General features: G+C 38.7%; 18 protein-coding genes and 2 pseudogenes. All 20 read right to left on the bottom strand.

Annotated features, from left to right (window positions below; genetic code table 11):
• Positions 1-8: 8 nt before the first annotated feature.
• Positions 9-779, bottom strand: coding sequence for a DUF3108 domain-containing protein (locus ACFJIZ_RS19910; protein ID WP_379088143.1), 771 nt, complete (start codon positions 777-779; stop codon positions 9-11).
• Between the two features lie 34 nt (positions 780-813).
• A complete protein-coding gene (locus ACFJIZ_RS19905; protein ID WP_379088140.1) occupies positions 814-1,329 on the bottom strand; it encodes a DUF2480 family protein in 516 nt (171 codons plus the stop codon).
• A gap of 64 nt (positions 1,330-1,393) precedes the next feature.
• Positions 1,394-3,016: a peptidylprolyl isomerase gene (locus ACFJIZ_RS19900; RefSeq protein WP_379088138.1), complete on the bottom strand. Its 1,623-nt coding sequence runs from the start codon at positions 3,014-3,016 to the stop codon at positions 1,394-1,396.
• Positions 3,013-3,459, bottom strand: a complete 447-nt coding sequence (locus tag ACFJIZ_RS19895; RefSeq protein ID WP_379088135.1) for a SurA N-terminal domain-containing protein — start codon at positions 3,457-3,459, stop codon at positions 3,013-3,015. The genes ACFJIZ_RS19900 and ACFJIZ_RS19895 overlap by 4 nt, the downstream gene beginning before the upstream one ends.
• A 296-nt stretch (positions 3,460-3,755) precedes the next feature.
• Positions 3,756-4,274 (bottom strand): hypothetical protein, encoded by a 519-nt coding sequence (locus ACFJIZ_RS19890; RefSeq protein WP_379088132.1) that lies wholly within the window; start codon positions 4,272-4,274, stop codon positions 3,756-3,758.
• Positions 4,274-5,617: an outer membrane protein transport protein gene (locus ACFJIZ_RS19885; RefSeq protein WP_379088129.1), complete on the bottom strand. Its 1,344-nt coding sequence runs from the start codon at positions 5,615-5,617 to the stop codon at positions 4,274-4,276. Before ACFJIZ_RS19885 ends, ACFJIZ_RS19890 begins: the two co-directional genes overlap by 1 nt.
• Entirely contained in the window at positions 5,598-6,332 is a 735-nt protein-coding gene (locus tag ACFJIZ_RS19880) for a type III pantothenate kinase (protein WP_379088126.1), read from the bottom strand. Before ACFJIZ_RS19880 ends, ACFJIZ_RS19885 begins: the two co-directional genes overlap by 20 nt.
• Before the next feature lie 97 nt (positions 6,333-6,429).
• Positions 6,430-7,410, bottom strand: a complete 981-nt coding sequence (locus tag ACFJIZ_RS19875; protein WP_379088123.1) for a DUF6427 family protein — start codon at positions 7,408-7,410, stop codon at positions 6,430-6,432.
• Between the two features lie 30 nt (positions 7,411-7,440).
• Positions 7,441-8,433: a glycosyltransferase family protein gene (locus ACFJIZ_RS19870; protein WP_379088120.1), complete on the bottom strand. Its 993-nt coding sequence runs from the start codon at positions 8,431-8,433 to the stop codon at positions 7,441-7,443.
• Positions 8,434-8,436: 3 nt separating this feature from the next.
• Positions 8,437-9,289, bottom strand: a pseudogene (locus ACFJIZ_RS19865) (UDP-2,3-diacylglucosamine diphosphatase).
• A gap of 357 nt (positions 9,290-9,646) precedes the next feature.
• The gene (locus ACFJIZ_RS19860; RefSeq protein WP_379088117.1) at positions 9,647-9,958 is read right to left on the bottom strand and encodes a YfhO family protein; all 312 of its coding nucleotides are present in this window, start codon (positions 9,956-9,958) and stop codon (positions 9,647-9,649) included.
• Positions 9,918-10,148: a hypothetical protein gene (locus ACFJIZ_RS19855; protein ID WP_379088115.1), complete on the bottom strand. Its 231-nt coding sequence runs from the start codon at positions 10,146-10,148 to the stop codon at positions 9,918-9,920. Before ACFJIZ_RS19855 ends, ACFJIZ_RS19860 begins: the two co-directional genes overlap by 41 nt.
• 1 nt (position 10,149) lies before the next feature.
• Positions 10,150-12,105, bottom strand: coding sequence for a hypothetical protein (locus ACFJIZ_RS19850; protein WP_379088113.1), 1,956 nt, complete (start codon positions 12,103-12,105; stop codon positions 10,150-10,152).
• A 196-nt stretch (positions 12,106-12,301) separates the two neighbouring features.
• Positions 12,302-13,015 (bottom strand): DUF4397 domain-containing protein, encoded by a 714-nt coding sequence (locus tag ACFJIZ_RS19845; RefSeq protein WP_379088111.1) that lies wholly within the window; start codon positions 13,013-13,015, stop codon positions 12,302-12,304.
• Positions 13,016-13,176: 161 nt separating this feature from the next.
• The gene (locus ACFJIZ_RS19840; RefSeq protein WP_379088108.1) at positions 13,177-13,437 is read right to left on the bottom strand and encodes a DUF4834 family protein; all 261 of its coding nucleotides are present in this window, start codon (positions 13,435-13,437) and stop codon (positions 13,177-13,179) included.
• 214 nt (positions 13,438-13,651) lie between these two features.
• Positions 13,652-14,047 (bottom strand): hypothetical protein, encoded by a 396-nt coding sequence (locus tag ACFJIZ_RS19835; protein WP_379088105.1) that lies wholly within the window; start codon positions 14,045-14,047, stop codon positions 13,652-13,654.
• Between the two features lies 1 nt (position 14,048).
• A pseudogene (locus ACFJIZ_RS19830) lies at positions 14,049-14,248 on the bottom strand (YwbE family protein).
• A 3-nt stretch (positions 14,249-14,251) separates the two neighbouring features.
• Positions 14,252-15,217, bottom strand: a complete 966-nt coding sequence (locus ACFJIZ_RS19825) for a DUF3472 domain-containing protein (protein WP_379094146.1) — start codon at positions 15,215-15,217, stop codon at positions 14,252-14,254.
• Positions 15,141-15,581, bottom strand: a complete 441-nt coding sequence (locus tag ACFJIZ_RS19820; protein WP_379088102.1) for a DUF5077 domain-containing protein — start codon at positions 15,579-15,581, stop codon at positions 15,141-15,143. The genes ACFJIZ_RS19825 and ACFJIZ_RS19820 overlap by 77 nt, the downstream gene beginning before the upstream one ends.
• A 122-nt stretch (positions 15,582-15,703) precedes the next feature.
• The gene (gene uvrB / locus ACFJIZ_RS19815) at positions 15,704-17,740 is read right to left on the bottom strand and encodes an excinuclease ABC subunit UvrB (RefSeq protein ID WP_379088100.1); all 2,037 of its coding nucleotides are present in this window, start codon (positions 17,738-17,740) and stop codon (positions 15,704-15,706) included.
• Between the last annotated feature and the right edge of the window lie 47 nt (positions 17,741-17,787).

Raw genomic sequence — 17,787 nt, 5'->3', positions numbered from 1 at the left:
TATTTTGTTTATTGACCTATTGGATATTTCAATCCCTCGGCAGATTTAATTTCTAGTGACACAGAACCAACTAATATTTCTACCTCGGCTTTTACTGGCACTCTGTTGCCATCATCTGTAATCCAAAGATACAATTTGCTATCCTTTTTAAAAATACGTCCAGGCTTAATAGAAGGACTAAATTTCAAACACCTGATGCTACCCAACTTGGTTTTGATGACTTCTTTCCCAATATATTGGATTTCCAGCTGTGAGATTTCATCTCCCAAAAAGTAATTCAACTTAAACTTATCTCCAATTTTTAGGCCTGCAATGTCCAAGCTACGAGCAAAATAGTAGGCAGAAACCAAATCAAATGTCTGCGTTGTAGGGGTAGTAAACGTACCTCTATTGGCTACAACTTTTTTGGCATCTTGACTAAACCTTGCTTTATCCTGTCTACGGTAACTGGCTTCCCTGATATTTTCTTGGTAGAAGTATGGGGTCAGGTCTGTTTTATCGATAAAAGAATCATAGTGGTCCCTTACCTTATAGAAGATATCAAACGTTCCGGATGTCTCTGCATCCACAACTAACCTATAAGTAGGCTTATTGTCGAATTTCATATCTGTAGCCTGCACTTTTAATGTAGCTTCTGCTGCAGTTAAAAAGCCATATTTAAGCTTATATTTTAAGACTTCTCCTTCCTTAAAAACAGGCTCCTTTTTTAAGGGCAACTCTTGCGCAAAACTGGACAGGCTATTTAACGCCAATACCAGTACTAAAATCCATGTTCTCATAGTATTGCTTAAAACAAAAAGCAATCCAAAAATATTAGTCCTTTCGTTTGTAGATTGGAACGGTTGAACATGGTTCGCCATACATGATGCTTTTAACAATTGGTGTAAGTAAAGAAGTAATTTCTACATAGGCAGAAACGGGTACCTGAAGACTTGCGCAACCTTTGATCACTACGCGTTCTCCGGCAAAGGCGTTGATATCTATTTTAGCTAAAGCCTTGGTATAAAGCACTGTTTCTAATGTTTCGAGGGTACCAAATACAATTTCATTGGCGTATGGTTTCATTTTATTGGCCAACAACATGTAAGCCCAAGTAGGTACGATTGCATCAGTACTACAGGTTATGGCTATATTTTTATCTTGATATTGCTCCCAGTTATGCTCTTTTATAAATGCCCTGAAATCTTGTTCTTTCAACATCAGGCCATGAAACAGATTGTCTTTAATATCATACACCAAACGCTCTCCTTTGTGGAAATATTCTTCGAGATTTAAGGTGATCAAACCGCTTGCTGCTACTTTATTAACAAATTTTTCCTGAATGTCCATCGCTGTTAAATAAAAAACCGCCTCGATGGTATATCGAGACGGTTACAAAATTACGGAATAAAGATTAATAGAATTTCACCCTATTGTCTTTTATATCACTTTTATCTTGCAATGCTTGGAATGCTGCGCCCAAAGAGCGTTGAGCAACACCAAGAATCATGGTTTCTTTTTGTTTAAATACATTATCTAGTGGTGCTGGATTGGTAAAACCATCAACAACAAACACATAAACACCTTTATCACCTTCAATAGCTTTAGATAATTTACCTACCTGCGAACCAAATATTGCACCAATCACTTTGTTCTCTTGCGCCAAACCTGGGATAACTGGATTTGCGAATACTACATTTTGTGCCGGGGTAGCTGTTTTACCTAGTTTTTGAGCTACTTGGTCAATACTTGAAGAACCTTGTAATGCTTTGTTCACTTTCTCGCTCAACATCTTCGCTTTCACTTCGTTCATTACTTGTGGTTGTATCTCTTTTTTCACATCAGCTAAAGACAATTGACCTTTTGGTCTGATGTCTGTTAAATGCGCTACAACAAAACCATTATCCATGGTATAGATCTGAGGAAGCACATCGCCTTTGTCTGCTTGGTAAGCATCTCTGATCAACTGACGAGGGTTATCCAAACCTGGAGCAAAACCTTGTGTAGCTGTAATCTTATCAGCCAAAGCAACGGTATATCCATTTTTCTGAGCTAAAGCAGCAAAGTTATCACCTTTCGCTTCGCTTAGGAAGCTAGAAGCTTTTTTATAAGCTGCGTCTCTTGTTTTTTGGCTTGGCGCAAGGCTTTTCTCAATATATGCCAATTTAGCTACTTTAGAAGAACCTACTTGTTTTACAATTTTAATCACGTGTACACCAAATTGTGATTTAACAACTTTGACATCACCTGCTTTACCATCAAAAGATGCATTTTCGAACTCAGGAACCATAGCTCCACGTCCGAAAGTACCTAAATCACCACCTTGGTCTTTTGAACCATCAACGCTATATTTTTTAGCCAGCTCTACCATGTTACCACCTTTTTGCAATAGTGATTTCAATGAGTCTGCCAATTTAAATGCAGCTGCCTCTCCACCTACTTTTGATGGATCGATCAAGATATGGCTAGCTTTTACAGAGTCTGGAGAAATTCTAGACCCCACAACTTTGATCAATTTATAAGAGTTACCAGAGAATTTTGGTCCATAATAACTTCCTACTGGATAATTAAAGATTACCGAATCTACTGCTGGGTCTAATTTACCTTTGCTGATATAAGTATAAGGAACCTTTACATCTGAGTTGTTAGCAGCAAACAATGAATCGTTTGGCGTAATCTTGAAATCAGCTGCCAATTTATCCATCTGTGCTTTAACCGCTGCAGAGTCTGCCGCTGTTGGTTGGATGCCAAAAGATACATACTCGAAACCACGGGTCTCCGTTGGATTATCGAAGCGTTTTTTATTTGCATCGTAATAAGCTTGATAATCTGCATCAGTCAACTTTACGTCTTTATCTAAAATAGTGCTAAAGCCTAAGTCTACATATTTAAAGCTCGCCAATTTGTTTCTGTTGCTATACTCATCGTTCGCTTCAACAGAAGTAATGTATACCGAGTTGCGGATCAGGTTTGTATATTTTTGTTGCAACGCTTGTTTTTCTACTTCTAATTGCAACAAGTCCCATTGTTGTTTCAACTTTGATCTTTTGCCTGTGCTTTTAAAGAGCTGATTACCGCCGCACGATCAACCTGACCAGTTTGTGGGTTACCAAAATATTGAACGATCAATGGACTAGGATTTTTTCCTTGCAATAGATCAAACAATTCATCACCAGAAACAGTTAACCCTAAACGACTATATTCTTTTGTTAAGATCGTGTTTGCAATTTCTGCTTGCCAAGCTTGGTCTACTGCCATAGCCTGCATCTGTGGATTAATGTTACCTCCGTATTGTTGTTTAAACTGAGCGATACTTTGCTCTACTTTAGGACTAAACTCATCATACTTGATGTCTTGACCATCAATTGACCCCACTACGTTTCTAGATGCTCCGAAAATCGCCGAACCTTGCTGAAGCAAAGGTTCTAAAACAAATAATGCTAATACCACTGCGATACCTCCTACTAGAAAATATCCCATTTTGGTACGCATGAATGTCATTACTCCCATATTAATTATTATTATTTTTTATTTTTTAGAGGGCGCAAGATACAAATTTGCGTCTAATTAGAAAATATTAAATTTTATTTGATTTTCGCCCCGAAACTTACAATGGCTTAACTACTTACAAACCGAAACAAATCCGCATTTTAGCATGGTAAAAGCCTCAAAATTATCCACCCAATTAAGATAGACATTTTATAGGTTTTTATTTTTATTGGGTAAGGTCTCCCTTAACATAGGTTTCACCCTGGGCTTCTGTAATAGAATAGGTGCTAAAATCTTGTGGTGCCGAAAATTGGGTACCATTGAGCACACTGCCATCGGCTTTTCTGGTTACTGTGCCAGCTGGCGAGAAATACATCTTCTTGTTTTCGTCCCAGAATCAGTTCTTCTGTTCTAAAGGTCATCTGGTCGTTCACTACTACAACGTTCTTTCTAAAAATGGTGATATGTTCTGCTTCTTTATAAATGGCATAATCTGAAGTAATGGTTCCAGTGATCTGCATATACGCATCATAAAACTGGATCTTCACCCCTTTGGGCATCTCGCTATAGGCTGCGCCCGCAGATGGCATTACCTTATCCAAAATCGGCGCAAAACCTTTGGCTTTCACAACGGCCGAATCACTATAGATCATCTCCATTCCATAGGTCCTGTCTTTGGTTAAGGTTATTTTTTTTGAAGAAATGGTGCTCGCATTTTTCAGGTCATCATCATTGCACGAAACAACCACAAATAGCAAGGCTATCAGAAGAAATGGAATGCCAGATTGAATACCCGACCTACGCATTAATCAAATTTAAATCGTTGGAACCATCTCATGTCGTTCAACGTAAAGCCCAAATGGATATTGATATATCTTTCTTGCAACAATCCATTATTGATGTTACCTCGTTTACCCAACTCTGCGGCAATGTTCATTTTATAGATTACCCCTCTTTCATATGACGATAGTGGTAGACCTAGGCCCAAAGTGATCGCCATTTGTTTCACATCCTGCTTGTTCATCTGGATGTATGTTTTATCATATTGGAAACCTAAGCGATATTCAACTCTTTTAAGATAATTACTGATTGAGCTATAATCAGGCGTAAATTGTCCACCAACAGAAAAACCGTAGGTGTCTTGTAGGTTTTGGTTTACATTGGCAATAGAAAAGTCAGACCATTTACCCATTCTGTAATCTGCTCCGATCAACCATTTATTGCTTTTTTGCAAAGTGAAACCAAAATTATGGATCAATGGCAATTTCATGTTGGTTTTGCCATTTTCTACTTTTTCTAAGGTATCCAATGCTGGGTTTTCACTTCCGTTAGAGAAGTTGTATTGGGTTACATATCGGTCCCTTTTAGAATCAAGTGCTGAATTCAAAGAACCTGAATAACCTAAAACAAGCGTAGTTTTATTGTCTATCCTTACGTCGTACTGTGCACCATAAGAAAAGTTAACACCACCAATGCTATTTTTATCCTGGATACGAGAACTCAAAGCACCAGGATCATTTTGGAATTCGGTAGAACGACTTTCAATCAAGCTACCAAATAAGTATTCTAAGTTAACCCCCACTCTCAAATGGTCGCCAAATTGTCTACCATAACCGATATAGGCTTTTGTTAAACCTCCCTCTCCAGTGTATTTATAGTCGATCGTTTTTTGGTTATCTGGAGTTCCACCAATTGTAGAGGTATTTTTAAAATCATATCCCAATTGAGAATAAGGAAGGATACCGATACTGATAGCCGCTTTTGTAAAACCTGCTTTATTGCGAATAGGAAAGGCCAATGCCACATGGCTTAAACTGGCATTAAAGCTATTCTCTTTCATTGAGCTGTTTTTCAACTCTGTATAGCCCCCACTCATACCCATATCTAAGGTAACCGTAGTTATTGTACCGTATGAGGCTGGATTTTGGATATTGATGTTGTTAAAGGAGCCTGCTTGGGATACTCCGGTTGAGATACCTCCCATGGCACGGAATTGTGGCAACAATGAGCCCTTAACATTACCGACACCAAATTTAGAGTATGGAGATTGGATCGTAACTTGTGCGTTTGCAATTAGGCCGGTTAGCAATAAGCATACTGCAAACGTATATTTTAATTTTTGGTACATATTATAATGTAATAACTTCATTTAATCCTTTTAAAACCAAGTATTGATCATAACTGATTTGGGTGGCAAAGATGCTATTTTTTAATTGTTTGTTCAAAAAATCTCCATCACCACCTGTTATCATCACCCTTAAGGCCTTATTCTTTTTATTTTCTAGCGCAATAAACCCTTCAATTTCATTTACTATGCCTTGCAGCACCCCATTTTTAATGGCATTATTGGTATTTGTACCATTCGGAATGGCTTCGTCTTTGTCCCAATTGACCAAGGGCAATCTACCTGTATAATAATTCAAGGCCTCAAAACGCATATTAACTCCTAAACTGATACTTCCTCCAAAGTATTCATTGGCTGCTGTATGTACATCATAGGTAATACAGGTTCCAGCATCGATCATCAAGCAGTTTTCACCTGGATATAAACAATGGGCGGCTATCACTTTAGCCCATCTATCTAAACCCAAAGTAGCCAATGTTTCGTAATTGTTTTGTATCCCAGCTTTTATGGCTGTTGTAAAAGGGATATAATTTACTTTTGTCTTTAAGAAGGCGCTTAGTTCGCTAACCTCTTTATTTACAGTTGAAACGGAGGCATTTTGTATCTGGTATTCTTCTATTAAGCTTGTTAAGTTTAGCTCATCCAACTCCTTAAGCCGCTGGTAATGTACCAGTTCTTTATGGTTGAAAACTGCTAGTTTACTATATGTATTCCCAATATCTATGACCAGATTATGCATTCACCATATCGAAGCTGAAGCCTACTTGACCTCAAACTTTACGGCACAAAGCTATTAATCTTTAGCAAGTTTCAAGGTGTCAAATTGTTAAAAAAGGTTAAACAAACAAAAAATACTGGATACAAAGCACTAATATGGCAAATAGTGATTCGTAAAACCAACGTTTTTTGGCATTGGAAAAATAGTAGGCCAACAACACTGCGCCTGGCGGAACGCTCAATAAAAAGTGGTAGACCCTAAAGTCTGGTTTGGTATAAAAACTGATGATGACGATGATGAACATAAAAAACAACATCTGAAATGCTTTTCTGGTACTGATAAAGCTCCTAAAAAAGTTCTCGCGCAATTGCAGTGTTGCCAACACCATAATGATGGCCACAGGAATCAACACCAGATAATCGTTATAATTGATCTGCAATACCGAAGGGAATTTATTGACCAAAGGCTTCCAGATTTTATAAAACTGGGTAATGTTGTCATTCCAGTAATAAAAAACAGCAATGAAAAAGAAAATGGTCAAAAACCCAATCAAACCTGCAATCCATTCCCTCCAGTTGAAAGAGCGGTACAATAACAAGCTCAACCAAAGCATAATGAGCAACACAATAAAAGGGAAATAGATCAACGTGCCCAAAGCAATGATCATTCCTACATCAAACATGGTCATCATACCATTGGTTGTTTTACCGATCTTCAAAAATTTATCCATCATCCAGATCAGCAGGAAATTACAGATCAACGGTGGACTTAAGATTAGAAACTGCATAAACAAACTAGAACCGGTAATATAAAGTAGCCCAGGCAAATAACTTGGCTTAGCCAACAGGCCGTGGTTATTGATGATCCGATTAAAAATAATGGCCTGCACAAAGGTAATTACAGCCGCAAAAAATATATTGGCCAAAGGCGAAAATGAGCTGGATAAAGGTATTTGGATAAAGAGTTTGGCATAAGGCTCCAGAAATTCGAAATCAAGCCTTGTTGGCAGATGGATGAATATCGCTAACCGCATAAAAATGGTATATGCGGCCAGTATTAAAATATTTACCGGATTTAAATTTCTGAACTGATTGATCATGCCTTCTTGTTAAAGGCAAAGTAAAGAAATTTATCTGGCAAAAGTCTGCACCACCTCATCAATTATTGAAGCTGTATGATCCGGAAAATGAAACTGGTGTTGTTGGGTGTTTGTTACAAAATCTTTTAAAACGGGCAACCAATTGTGGTTGTTTCGCCAAATTACAGGCAGTCCCATCTGCATCAATGCATAAGCATTGCACTGTTGCTCGTATTGAAATTTCATGGGGGCTACCAATAGTTTTTTACCTAAAAACAATGCTTCGGCAGGCCCTTCAAAACCGCCACCAGTAAACAGGCCTTCGCAACTGGCCATGCTCTTGTTAAACTTTTCATTGTTTACAGGTTCAACAAAAACATTGGCATCGCTGTAAGATTGACGGGTATGTTTGGAGAAAACCTCCCACCTTACCGAAGGAATCTGTTTCAACAACTTCACCAGGTGTCGATCATCAATTGCAGGCAAGTACACCGTATAATGGCCTAAATTGCTTGGCTCTAGACTTCTGATCTCTTTACGGATGACCGGAGTGTAGATGAAATCGTCATAGCTTTCGAAATGAAAACCTACATGATGGGTGGTTGGTGCATAATTGTCCAAGATCAGCTTGCCCCAGTCTCTTACCTTTGGGCGAGGCACCTTAGCGGAAGTAAAAGAAGCCTGATGACTCAAGGAAACACTTTCAATGCCTTTTCTGCGACAAGCCCATGCCGTAACAGGTTCAAAATCGTTGATGATCAGGTTGTAATCGCCCAATGGCAAAGTCTTCATGTCTTTATAAAAACGACCCAAATCCATCGTTCTATAAGTTTTGAGATGATCAACACCTCCATTTTTTCCAAAAATAAAACTAAAGCCGTGTAATTGATATTTCACTTCTTGGGTAAGTTTTACATCGGCCTGCGTTCCTGAAATCAGGATATCAAGTTCACCATGTTGTTGAAGCAAGGGTACGATTTCCCTAGCCCTGCTAATGTGACCATTGCCCGTACCTTGTATGGCGTAAAGTATTTTTTTCTGCACTACCTAAACAATTTCTAATTTGATCTTTTGCAACAGCGTATTGATATCCAATTTGCTGTGTAGATCTTCGCTATCTGATAAAATACCTTGTTCTACTTCATCCTTTTCAAAATCAGCTGCTTGGTATTTAAAAATCGTCCATTCTTTTTGATTGTACTCTAAAGCTGTTAAGCTCTCTACCCAATCGCCACTGTTCAAATAAGTTACCGAACCATTTTCGGTTACAATTTCGCGCAGTTCTGCATGGTGTATATGTCCACAAACTACGTATTGGTAGCCCTTTTCTATGGCCAGATCGGCTGCAGTCTGTTCAAAGCTATTGATGAATTTTACGGCATCTTTAAATTTGGCCTTGATCTTTTGGGAAAAGCTCATTTTTTCGCGACCAATTGACGACAAGCACCAGTTGGTAAAACTATTGATCAGGATCAGGCTATCATAACCGATGGCACCCAATTTGGCCAGCCATTTAGAATGTTGCATGGTTACGTCAAATACATCTCCATGAAAGAACCATGCTTTTTTGCCATCCAATTCCAACACCAATTTATTCTGAAGATGGAATGCCCCCATGTGCATGTCTGCAAACTTTCGCAGCATTTCATCGTGGTTACCCGTTAAATAATAGACAGGTACACCCTCTACCACAAATTTCATCAACTTACGAATCGATCTTCATGTGGGTTTCGGGCCAATATCTTTTGCTGAACTGCCAAATATCGATAATATCGCCATTGAGGATGATCATTTTAGGCTTGATGCTTTTCAGATATTTCAACAGCTCTTTGGCGTGGCAGCCATAAGTACCCAGATGTACGTCGGAAATTACCGCAATCTCAACTTCTCGCTTTTCCATACAGATTTTTTGGCGCATCAAATGCCAGATGTGCTATTTGACAAAAAGCTGGAGCAGCATTGTTTTGTTCAGTCTTCCTCTTCATCAATAGTCAAATCATATGGACTAAAGAAAAAAACAACAATTGCAAGCAAGCAGATAACTAGAAACAATTCTGGCATTTTGATCTATTTTATGATTACAAAATTGCAATAGCTAGATTAACAGCATGTTAAGAATATATTATGATACGTTGTTTTTATCAATTTGTTAACATGGAGGCCTTTCTTTGCTTAAAATCGACAACGCTAGAAAAAGTATACAAACAAAAAGCCCCAAGTCTGTAGACCTGGGACTTTAAAATTATTTATGCGTTGACTAAGCTACTTTCTTTTTTCTGGTTTCTGTGTAACCTGCAAAACCTAAGAACAACACCAACAAAATCGATCCTGCTAGAGAAATCTTCTCTCCCATATAATACGATTTTGGTTCAAACTTAAATTCAACTTTATGGTTACCCGCTACTAACTGAGCTGCTCTTAATACATAATCGGCCCTGAAATAATCTTTCTTTACACCATCTACATACATGTTCCATCCTTTATCGTAATAGATTTCTGAAAACACCGCAATGATGTCTCTAGGTGCACTATAAGAATAAACCAAATGATCTGGATGATAGCTCTCCATTTTGATAAATGCAGTAGGTACTTGCACCTAAACGGGTCGTATCAATGAATTTTTTATACTCTTGGTCAACAATGGCTTCTTTCTTTGGATCAAAGCTGCTGATGGCCTTCATCTCTTCGTCTGAGTTTTTTACATACTGCACACTTTCTACAATCCAGGCATTGCCTAATGCGGTACTGTTTCTTTGCATCTTAACAGATCCAGTTTGTGGAATCCTGGGTAATAAGGTATTTGGTATTTAGCATGTCCAATACATCCATATTTACACTTTTCGCAAATTGGCCTTGGATCAGCTCATCATATCTTTTCAGTTTTGCCGCATGGTAACCACCAATCGTTTTATGGAAAGCAGAGGCATTTGCACTAGAGAAAGTGTTAATTGTCTGGTCATACACTCTAAAATCAGGGTCTTTATCAGACATGATGAAAGTATCTACATCACGTGGTTGAAAATAATTGGCCAATGCTGATTTACTCTCAAAATTTGAGTTGTTAAGGTAACGACGATCTACTTGCCACATGTCTATCAGTACAGCCAGGGTCAACAACCCAAAAGCCAACTGCATATTCATTTTTTTGGTGATAAAGGCCCAAATAATCCCAAAGCCAACTAGGATAAACAAGAAGGAACGCAATGCATCTGCTTGCGCAAGTGAAGTTCTATCTTTGATTAAAGCATTGGCCACTTTCTGTCCTAGTTCATTATTTTGGAACATGGTACCTAATTGTTGTACAAAGTCTGCATGCTCAGAAGTTCTGAAATTGAAGAAAATTGTTGGTGCAATCGCCACCAATAAACAGAAACCGCCTGTTATACCTGCGGCCCAGGTTAATTTTTTAACCAATACCTTCTGTTCAATATTACCTTCTTGTGCTTCTTTTACTGCTAAAAATGCCAATATTGGCACCATCAGTCCGACTACAGCCAAAATAGATTCTACAGCCCTAAACTTATTGTATAGCGGGAAGTAATCAAAGAATAGATCGGATACCAATGGGAAGTTTTTACCAAACGAAAGCAGTATAAACAAAACAGTTGTACCTAAAACCCACCATTTTAAACGGCTACGTACAATGAATAGACCGAATACAAAAAGGAAACAAACGATAGCTCCGAAGTAATAACCTCCAGAAGTATAGGATTTTTCTCCCCAGTAGGTTGGCATGCGTTGTGTGAGGTCTATTGCCTGCTCTGGCGATGCGCCAATCTCCGTAAGTGTTTTATAAACCTCTGATTTATCATCCAGTTTTCTTTGATGGCTTGCACCATAAAGATCTGAAATCAAAAAGGTAAAGCTTTCTCCAACACCTTGGCTCCATCCGTACGCATAATCTTTAGTCATACCTTCTTGTTTACCAACGTTATTGGTCAGGTTAGATTTACCACGGTTGGTTTCTTTGGCATATTCGGAAGTTGTCCATAATAAACTGGCATTGACCATTACCGCCAAAACTACCGCAAGCGAAAGAAAGCCAATCGCTTTACCAAGTGCTGGAAGTGTTTTTGATTTATAGGCCTGATAAACTTCAATTCCGATAAAAATAAGAATAGACAAGAACAGATAATAGGTCATCTGTACGTGGTTCGACCTCAGCTCTAAAGCCAAGAACAAAGCTGTTAAACTTGCGCCCAAATAATACTTGCCACGCATGGTCAATAAAATTCCGGCTATGATAGGGGCAAAAAAGCCGATGGCCAATGCCTTATTGCTATGTCCTGTGGCAATGAGTACAAAATTGTAGGTAGTAAATGCAAAGGCAATGGCTCCTGCAGCAGCGAGCCAAGGATTTACTTTGAGTACAATAAACAAAAAATATGCACCAATCAATAATAAAAATACTGTCCCTACAGGGTTAGGCAATGCTTTGGTCATCAAGGCAATGCCATAAGTTGCACCATTGTAGGCATATTGTGCCCAAATTTGATAAGCTGGCATCCCTCCAAACATCTGGTTGGTCCAAAGTGGTGCTTTCCCATCTTTGGCCTTATAGTCCATGATTTCTTTTTGCATCGCCTTTGACTGGATAACGTCATCTTGAATGGGTGCTTTTCCCTGTAACACAGGGCTGAAATAGACAAAACAGATTACTAAGAAAGCTGCAAGAATGGCTAAATGGATGCCATTTTTATTAAACCAATTGTTCATTGAGGTTAATTAAAATTAAACGATTTCCCAAAAATAGAAAATTGGTCGAGATAAAAAAGGAAATAAAATAAATGGGCCTATTATATTTAAGGCCCATTTAAATTTGATTTTGATATTTTACGGTTAGCAGTAACAATGAAATGGTTTCTATACATCTATTGCCACAAGGCTTATACCCATTCGTTTTTGACAGGTTCTATTGGTTGATCACAGCTTGTACACCAAATGACTGTTCGTTGTTCCCCGGAGTCATCAATCCTCTAGCAACAATGGTATAAAAACGACCTGCTGTTAAAGCAACATCAGCTAAAGTGGCTTTCACTGCTCCTGTATTGGTGTCTTTGATCTCGAAAGTATAGGTTTTTGCTTCTATACCTGTAAAGGTGCTTGATGTTTTATAGGTTTTACCTGTGGTTACAGCTGCTCCGTCCTTTATCTTCAGGTCAAGCGCTGGCGCATCAGGGCTTAGGTTGATAAATTTTACAAATGTTCTGTCCATTGTGGCCATGCTCATGTCATCTGTAACCAATAACCCATCCAAGTTTGGCGCTTTATCGATCACATAATAAGAATAGGCCAAGTTTTTGGTCACACTAACAGATTTGGTCAATATGCTCTGCACATCACTTGCAGTAGTCAATTTAATGGCGTAAGTACCTGGATCAACGAGCAGGTATGCTATTGTTCCTCCAAAAGGCAATGGGACAGTATTTGCCATCTTATCGTTTAAATAAGCATTAAAGGTAGCAGCTGTTGGTGAGGTATTAATTATTCTTATGTAGCTTTTGTCTACTGTTGGGTTTTCCTTTTTTTTGCAGGAGCTTAAGGAAAGTATACCAAAAGCAGCTACACCTAAATAGGTAGCTAAACGGGCAGAGAGACTTGATAAGGTAAGGTTAAGATTTTTCATAAAAATAATTAAAGGTTTATTCTTTTAAACGAATGCATATTAAATTACGCTACAGCAAATATTACTTTTATTTAAATTAATATGCGTTAAAATTTGTTAAAATTAGGCTATTTGGTTAAAATCTTAACCATAACAGCCAGACCCTTAGTTATAGAACAGCATTATTTGATCTCTTCGTAGTCTACAAAATCACCTAATTTATCTGCGTTGCCTTTTTTCTCTTTTTTAGGCATATAGTCAATTGAAATAGAGCCCTCTGGTTTAGTAGAGCGTTGTTGTTGCTGGTGTTGTTGACCTGCAGCTTGGTTCTGCATGTTACCGAAAACATTTTTTAGCATCACTGGAAATATCATCCGGAACAAGAGTCGGATAACCCAAAGTACGATAATTGCAATCAGTATAAAGTTTAATACGTAACCCATTTTTATTATATTATTAACACAAATATAGACGCAGCGATTAATTTTTTGTTACTTTTTAAAAAGATAATTGCACTTTCATTACAATTAATAGACACTTAAGGTTTTGTTGTTATAGAAATAAATTCAAGATCAGGCACTCCGTCCGTTGGTCTGTTCACTACTTTTACTTTCCTTATCATAGCCGAAGAGATAAAAAAACCAACCTTATCTATGATTAGTTTATCATTGACATATAAAGGCAGGATCTATGTTTTTCTTTAATGTTAAACGAATCAAACAGTTCATCCATTTCGATGATAGCTGCTCTTTTTTTCAACTCCAGACTAACCACTCCATTTTTCGCCTTTTCTCCATATAATCCAATCAAACTATCTCTATTTTTATAAACATTCAGATCTTCAATATCATCTACTCTAAAACGCGAGACCATATCTTCCAATGGATATATAATATATTTACCATTTACGACTAGCATTGGGCTTTTTGTCGGGTCGATTTTAGTCGGGCCACAATACATGCGGATCATTGTGGGTTCATTTTTGTTAGCACTTTGGCCAAAAACATTCACCACACCCAACATCAAAAGAAAAACGACAAATAATTTTTTCATATCAAGTCTCTTCTACAATTTCTGTAACCCTGCCTATCTGGCCATCTTCTAAACGTACTTTTATTCCCCTAGAATGGAAGGCAGAGGAAGTCAATAGATTTTTAACAATCCCATAGGTTACGTTTCCGTTTCTTTGGTCTTTTTTTAAGATGATCCTACTTCTAATCCTGGGTAAATATCTTTTCTATTTTGTCCTTGCATAATTTATGGGAGTTTGCTCCAATCGATATTCGGTTTTTTACCTGCTTCCTTTCTGGTAAACATGGTTTTGGCTGGTGTAAAATTAGAAAAGAAGCCGCCATTCTTCAAATAAAAGCTTCCGTCCATCAATCCTCCGGCATAATCTTTACGGTAGTTTACATTTCCTGTATTGTCTGTGGTAAAACGCGCAGTGTTCAGTTCGGTCCAATTTCCTTTTGTATCACAGACCCATTGGTTGCTGAACAAAACCTTTCTAGAGCGATCACCATACTCGGGAATAAAGTTTTCTAGAAATGAATGTAGCCGTTTCAAGTAGGTCTGTGTTTTGGGCCGTTCGAAAGAAGCAATCAATTGCCATTGGTTCAGTTCGGGTGCAAAAAAGTAGGCCGTATAGGTGGTAGTGCTGTCTTTTACATATTCAATAGCTACTGTTCCGTCAGCTGCATTTGGGCGAGGGATTGGTGTACCGGGCGTAGCGCGCAATAAGAACTTGTAAGTATTGCCAGCCTTCCAATTGTATTTCAAATAGCTTTGACCGCCAGAACCTTCGTTACCAAACTCTCCGGTATGTACTTCTTTTCCTTTTTTTAACAGCTGAATCTTATGGCTCTCTGGAATATCTTTGGGATTATCGGTTGTAAATGGACTCCAGACCGAAAACAAAATTCTTCTTTCTGTTGCTGAATTGACTTGAATCCCAAAATAACCCTCAGCAAAACCATTGGCCATAAAATACGAACCAATCACATCTTCGCCTTTTGGTACCGTTACTTCATTATAAAACCACTCTGCCTCTGTTTGGGATGGAAGTTGATAATTTAAATGTACCGATGGACCTCTTCTGCCCCAATGGAAAAAGTTGCCCTCATTGTTTTTCACATAGCTGGTCTGTTCATTGATGGCTGTTCCCGATAAAATCAAACTTCCAATATTTGGGAACTGTGTTCCAGTCTTTTTTAATCCTTTGATCTCTATGGCTACATAACCTGTGTCTTTGATTCTGCCATTCGCCTACAGGCACAAGGGTTTTACCTTCGGCCACCGCAACTGTTTTGTTTTGGTTATTGATACCCAAACTGAGTTGGTTTTCTCCATTGATTTTAGTCACATTATTTAGGGAGATGGCCAAATTTCCAGTTTTGGAAAAACGCACATATACCTTAAATGAAGTGTTGCCATCGTTCCAGTTTTCAATTCCATTTCTGGTGACCAATCTTTCACTTACACCATTTGCATAGGCATTGCCACCTAAGGGCACTGTAATTTCTTTTACTTGTGCTGCTGCAACAAGATGTAGCAATAGCAATCCGGCAATAAAACCAATTTTATTCATCTATCTATTGTTGTTCGTTGGGTAGTTGTTAGTTATTAGTTGGTTTGTGGTTAGTTGGTTTGTTGTTAGTTCTTCGTTAGTTAGGTAGAGCCATAAATATCCATGTCCTACAAGGTTTTGTCTTATTTACTAAAACGTTCTTCAAATACTTTTTCTAGGGCAAACATTTCATCCCGCATACGGGCAGCCATTAAGAAATCCATATCTTTTGCCGCTTTCTGCATATCTTTCCGAGTCTTGTCTATGGCTTTTTGCAGTTCTGGTTTAGTCATGTACTGTACAATTGGATCAGCTGCAATACTTACCTCATCAATCTCCACATAAGCTTTTGTACGGGCCTTGCTTTCTGAGAAATCCAATACTGAACTTTGTTCTATAATTTCTTCTCTGGTTTTGCCTACAGTTTTTGGGGTGATGCCATGCTCCAGGTTATAACTGATCTGTTTTTCTCTACGTCTATTGGTTTCGTCAATGGTCCTTTCCATAGATTGGGTCATGTTATCGGCATACATAATTACCCGACCTCTATCATTACGGGCAGCACGACCAATCGTTTGGATCAATGCCCGATCAGAACGCAAGAATCCTTCTTTATCTGCATCTAAAATGGCTACTAAACTTACTTCTGGCAGATCCAGACCTTCCCTTAGCAGGTTGATTCCTACCAATACATCAAACTCGCCCAAACGTAGCCCACGCAAGATTTCTACACGTTCTAAGGTCTTCACTTCGGAGTGGATGTAACGGCATTTGATGTTCAACCTGTCCATGTATTTCGTCAGTTCTTCTGCCATGCGCTTGGTCAAAGTGGTGACCAAAATCCGGTCGCCCATTTTAATGGTCTTGTCAATTTCATCCAACAGGTCATCCACTTGGTTAATGGCTGGTCGCACTTCGATCATCGGATCCAATAGACCAGTAGGCCTAATCACCTGTTCGATCACTACCCCATCCGTTTTTTCCAATTCGTAATCTGCAGGCGTGGCACTAACATAAATGGTCTGTGGCGCCAGTCGTTCAAATTCATCAAAATTCAAGGGGCGGTTATCCAAAGCAGAAGGCAAACGGAAACCATATTCTACCAACGACATTTTACGGGAACGGTCGCCCCCATACATTGCCCTGATCTGTGGAACGGTCACATGGCTTTCATCGATTACCATTAAATAATCATCTGGGAAATAATCCAACAGACAGAAGGGCCGCATGCCCGGGGAACGTCCATCGAAAAACCTTGAATAGTTCTCAATACCAGAACAATAGCCCAATTCCTTCATCATTTCGATGTCGAAATTTACCCTTTCTTCCAAACGTTTGGCCTCTAACAGCTGCCTATCGTTCAACAATTGGTTTTTGCGCAGTTCCAGTTCTTCCTGAATGCCCCAAATAGAAGAGTTAAATTTCTCTTTCGGTGTAACGAACAGATTGGCTGGATAAATGGCCATGTCTTCTAATTTTTCTAGGGTCTTGCCTGATATGGGATCAATAACCGATAATTCTTCAATGTCATCGCCAAAAAAGGAAATGCGATAGGCATTGTCCAAATAAGCGGGAAAGATATCTACCGTATCACCTTTTACACGGAAGGTACCCCGTTTAAAATCATTAATGGTACGGGCATATAGGATTTCTACCAAGCTATGTAAAAAAGAATTTCTACTGATCCTTGTCCCTACCGCAAAGCGAAAAACCGATTTAGAGAAATCTTCTGGGTTTCCCATACCATAGATACAGGAAATGGACGAAACCACAATTACATCTCTTCTGCCCGACATCAAGGCCGAAGTGGTCCGTAAACGGAGCTTCTCGATCTCTTCATTGATGCTCAGGTCTTTTTCAATATAGGTATTGGTGGTAGGCATGTAAGCCTCCGGCTGATAATAATCGTAATAAGACACGAAATAGTTGACGGCATTTTCTGGGAAGAACTGTTTAAATTCTCCATAGAGCTGTGCGGCCAAAGTTTTATTGTGACTTAGGATCAAGGTTGGTTTTTGGGTCTGTTCGATCACATTGGCTACGGTAAAGGTTTTACCAGAGCCGGTTACGCCCAAGAGTGTCTGATAATGTTCTTCGGCATTAACGCCTTCAACCAATTGTTTGATGGCATTTGGCTGATCGCCAGTTGGCCTATAATCTGAGATGAGTTTGAACTTCATTATAAGTAAAGATAGGAGATAATGGCTAAAAGAACAAAGAACGTGGG

Source organism: Pedobacter sp. UC225_65 (assembly GCF_042698365.1).
Classification (GTDB): domain Bacteria; phylum Bacteroidota; class Bacteroidia; order Sphingobacteriales; family Sphingobacteriaceae; genus Pedobacter.
Note: the sequence above shows the minus strand (reverse complement) of the source record. Positions and strands in the feature narration are given on the sequence as shown.

Coding starts and splice junctions, on each gene's coding strand:
- ACFJIZ_RS19875 (WP_379088123.1), bottom strand. CDS start 7,410: ATGATCAATCAGTTCAGAAATTTAAATCCGGTAAATATTTTAATACTG.
- ACFJIZ_RS19880 (WP_379088126.1), bottom strand. CDS start 6,332: ATGCATAATCTGGTCATAGATATTGGGAATACATATAGTAAACTAGCA.
- ACFJIZ_RS19890 (WP_379088132.1), bottom strand. CDS start 4,274: ATGCGTAGGTCGGGTATTCAATCTGGCATTCCATTTCTTCTGATAGCC.
- ACFJIZ_RS19885 (WP_379088129.1), bottom strand. CDS start 5,617: ATGAAGTTATTACATTATAATATGTACCAAAAATTAAAATATACGTTT.
- ACFJIZ_RS19895 (WP_379088135.1), bottom strand. CDS start 3,459: ATGGGATATTTTCTAGTAGGAGGTATCGCAGTGGTATTAGCATTATTT.
- ACFJIZ_RS19850 (WP_379088113.1), bottom strand. CDS start 12,105: ATGAACAATTGGTTTAATAAAAATGGCATCCATTTAGCCATTCTTGCA.
- ACFJIZ_RS19835 (WP_379088105.1), bottom strand. CDS start 14,047: ATGAAAAAATTATTTGTCGTTTTTCTTTTGATGTTGGGTGTGGTGAAT.
- ACFJIZ_RS19860 (WP_379088117.1), bottom strand. CDS start 9,958: ATGGAGAGCTATCATCCAGATCATTTGGTTTATTCTTATAGTGCACCT.
- ACFJIZ_RS19820 (WP_379088102.1), bottom strand. CDS start 15,581: ATGAATAAAATTGGTTTTATTGCCGGATTGCTATTGCTACATCTTGTT.
- ACFJIZ_RS19905 (WP_379088140.1), bottom strand. CDS start 1,329: ATGGACATTCAGGAAAAATTTGTTAATAAAGTAGCAGCAAGCGGTTTG.
- ACFJIZ_RS19845 (WP_379088111.1), bottom strand. CDS start 13,015: ATGAAAAATCTTAACCTTACCTTATCAAGTCTCTCTGCCCGTTTAGCT.
- ACFJIZ_RS19855 (WP_379088115.1), bottom strand. CDS start 10,148: ATGCAAAGAAACAGTACCGCATTAGGCAATGCCTGGATTGTAGAAAGT.
- uvrB (WP_379088100.1), bottom strand. CDS start 17,740: ATGAAGTTCAAACTCATCTCAGATTATAGGCCAACTGGCGATCAGCCA.
- ACFJIZ_RS19910 (WP_379088143.1), bottom strand. CDS start 779: ATGAGAACATGGATTTTAGTACTGGTATTGGCGTTAAATAGCCTGTCC.
- ACFJIZ_RS19840 (WP_379088108.1), bottom strand. CDS start 13,437: ATGGGTTACGTATTAAACTTTATACTGATTGCAATTATCGTACTTTGG.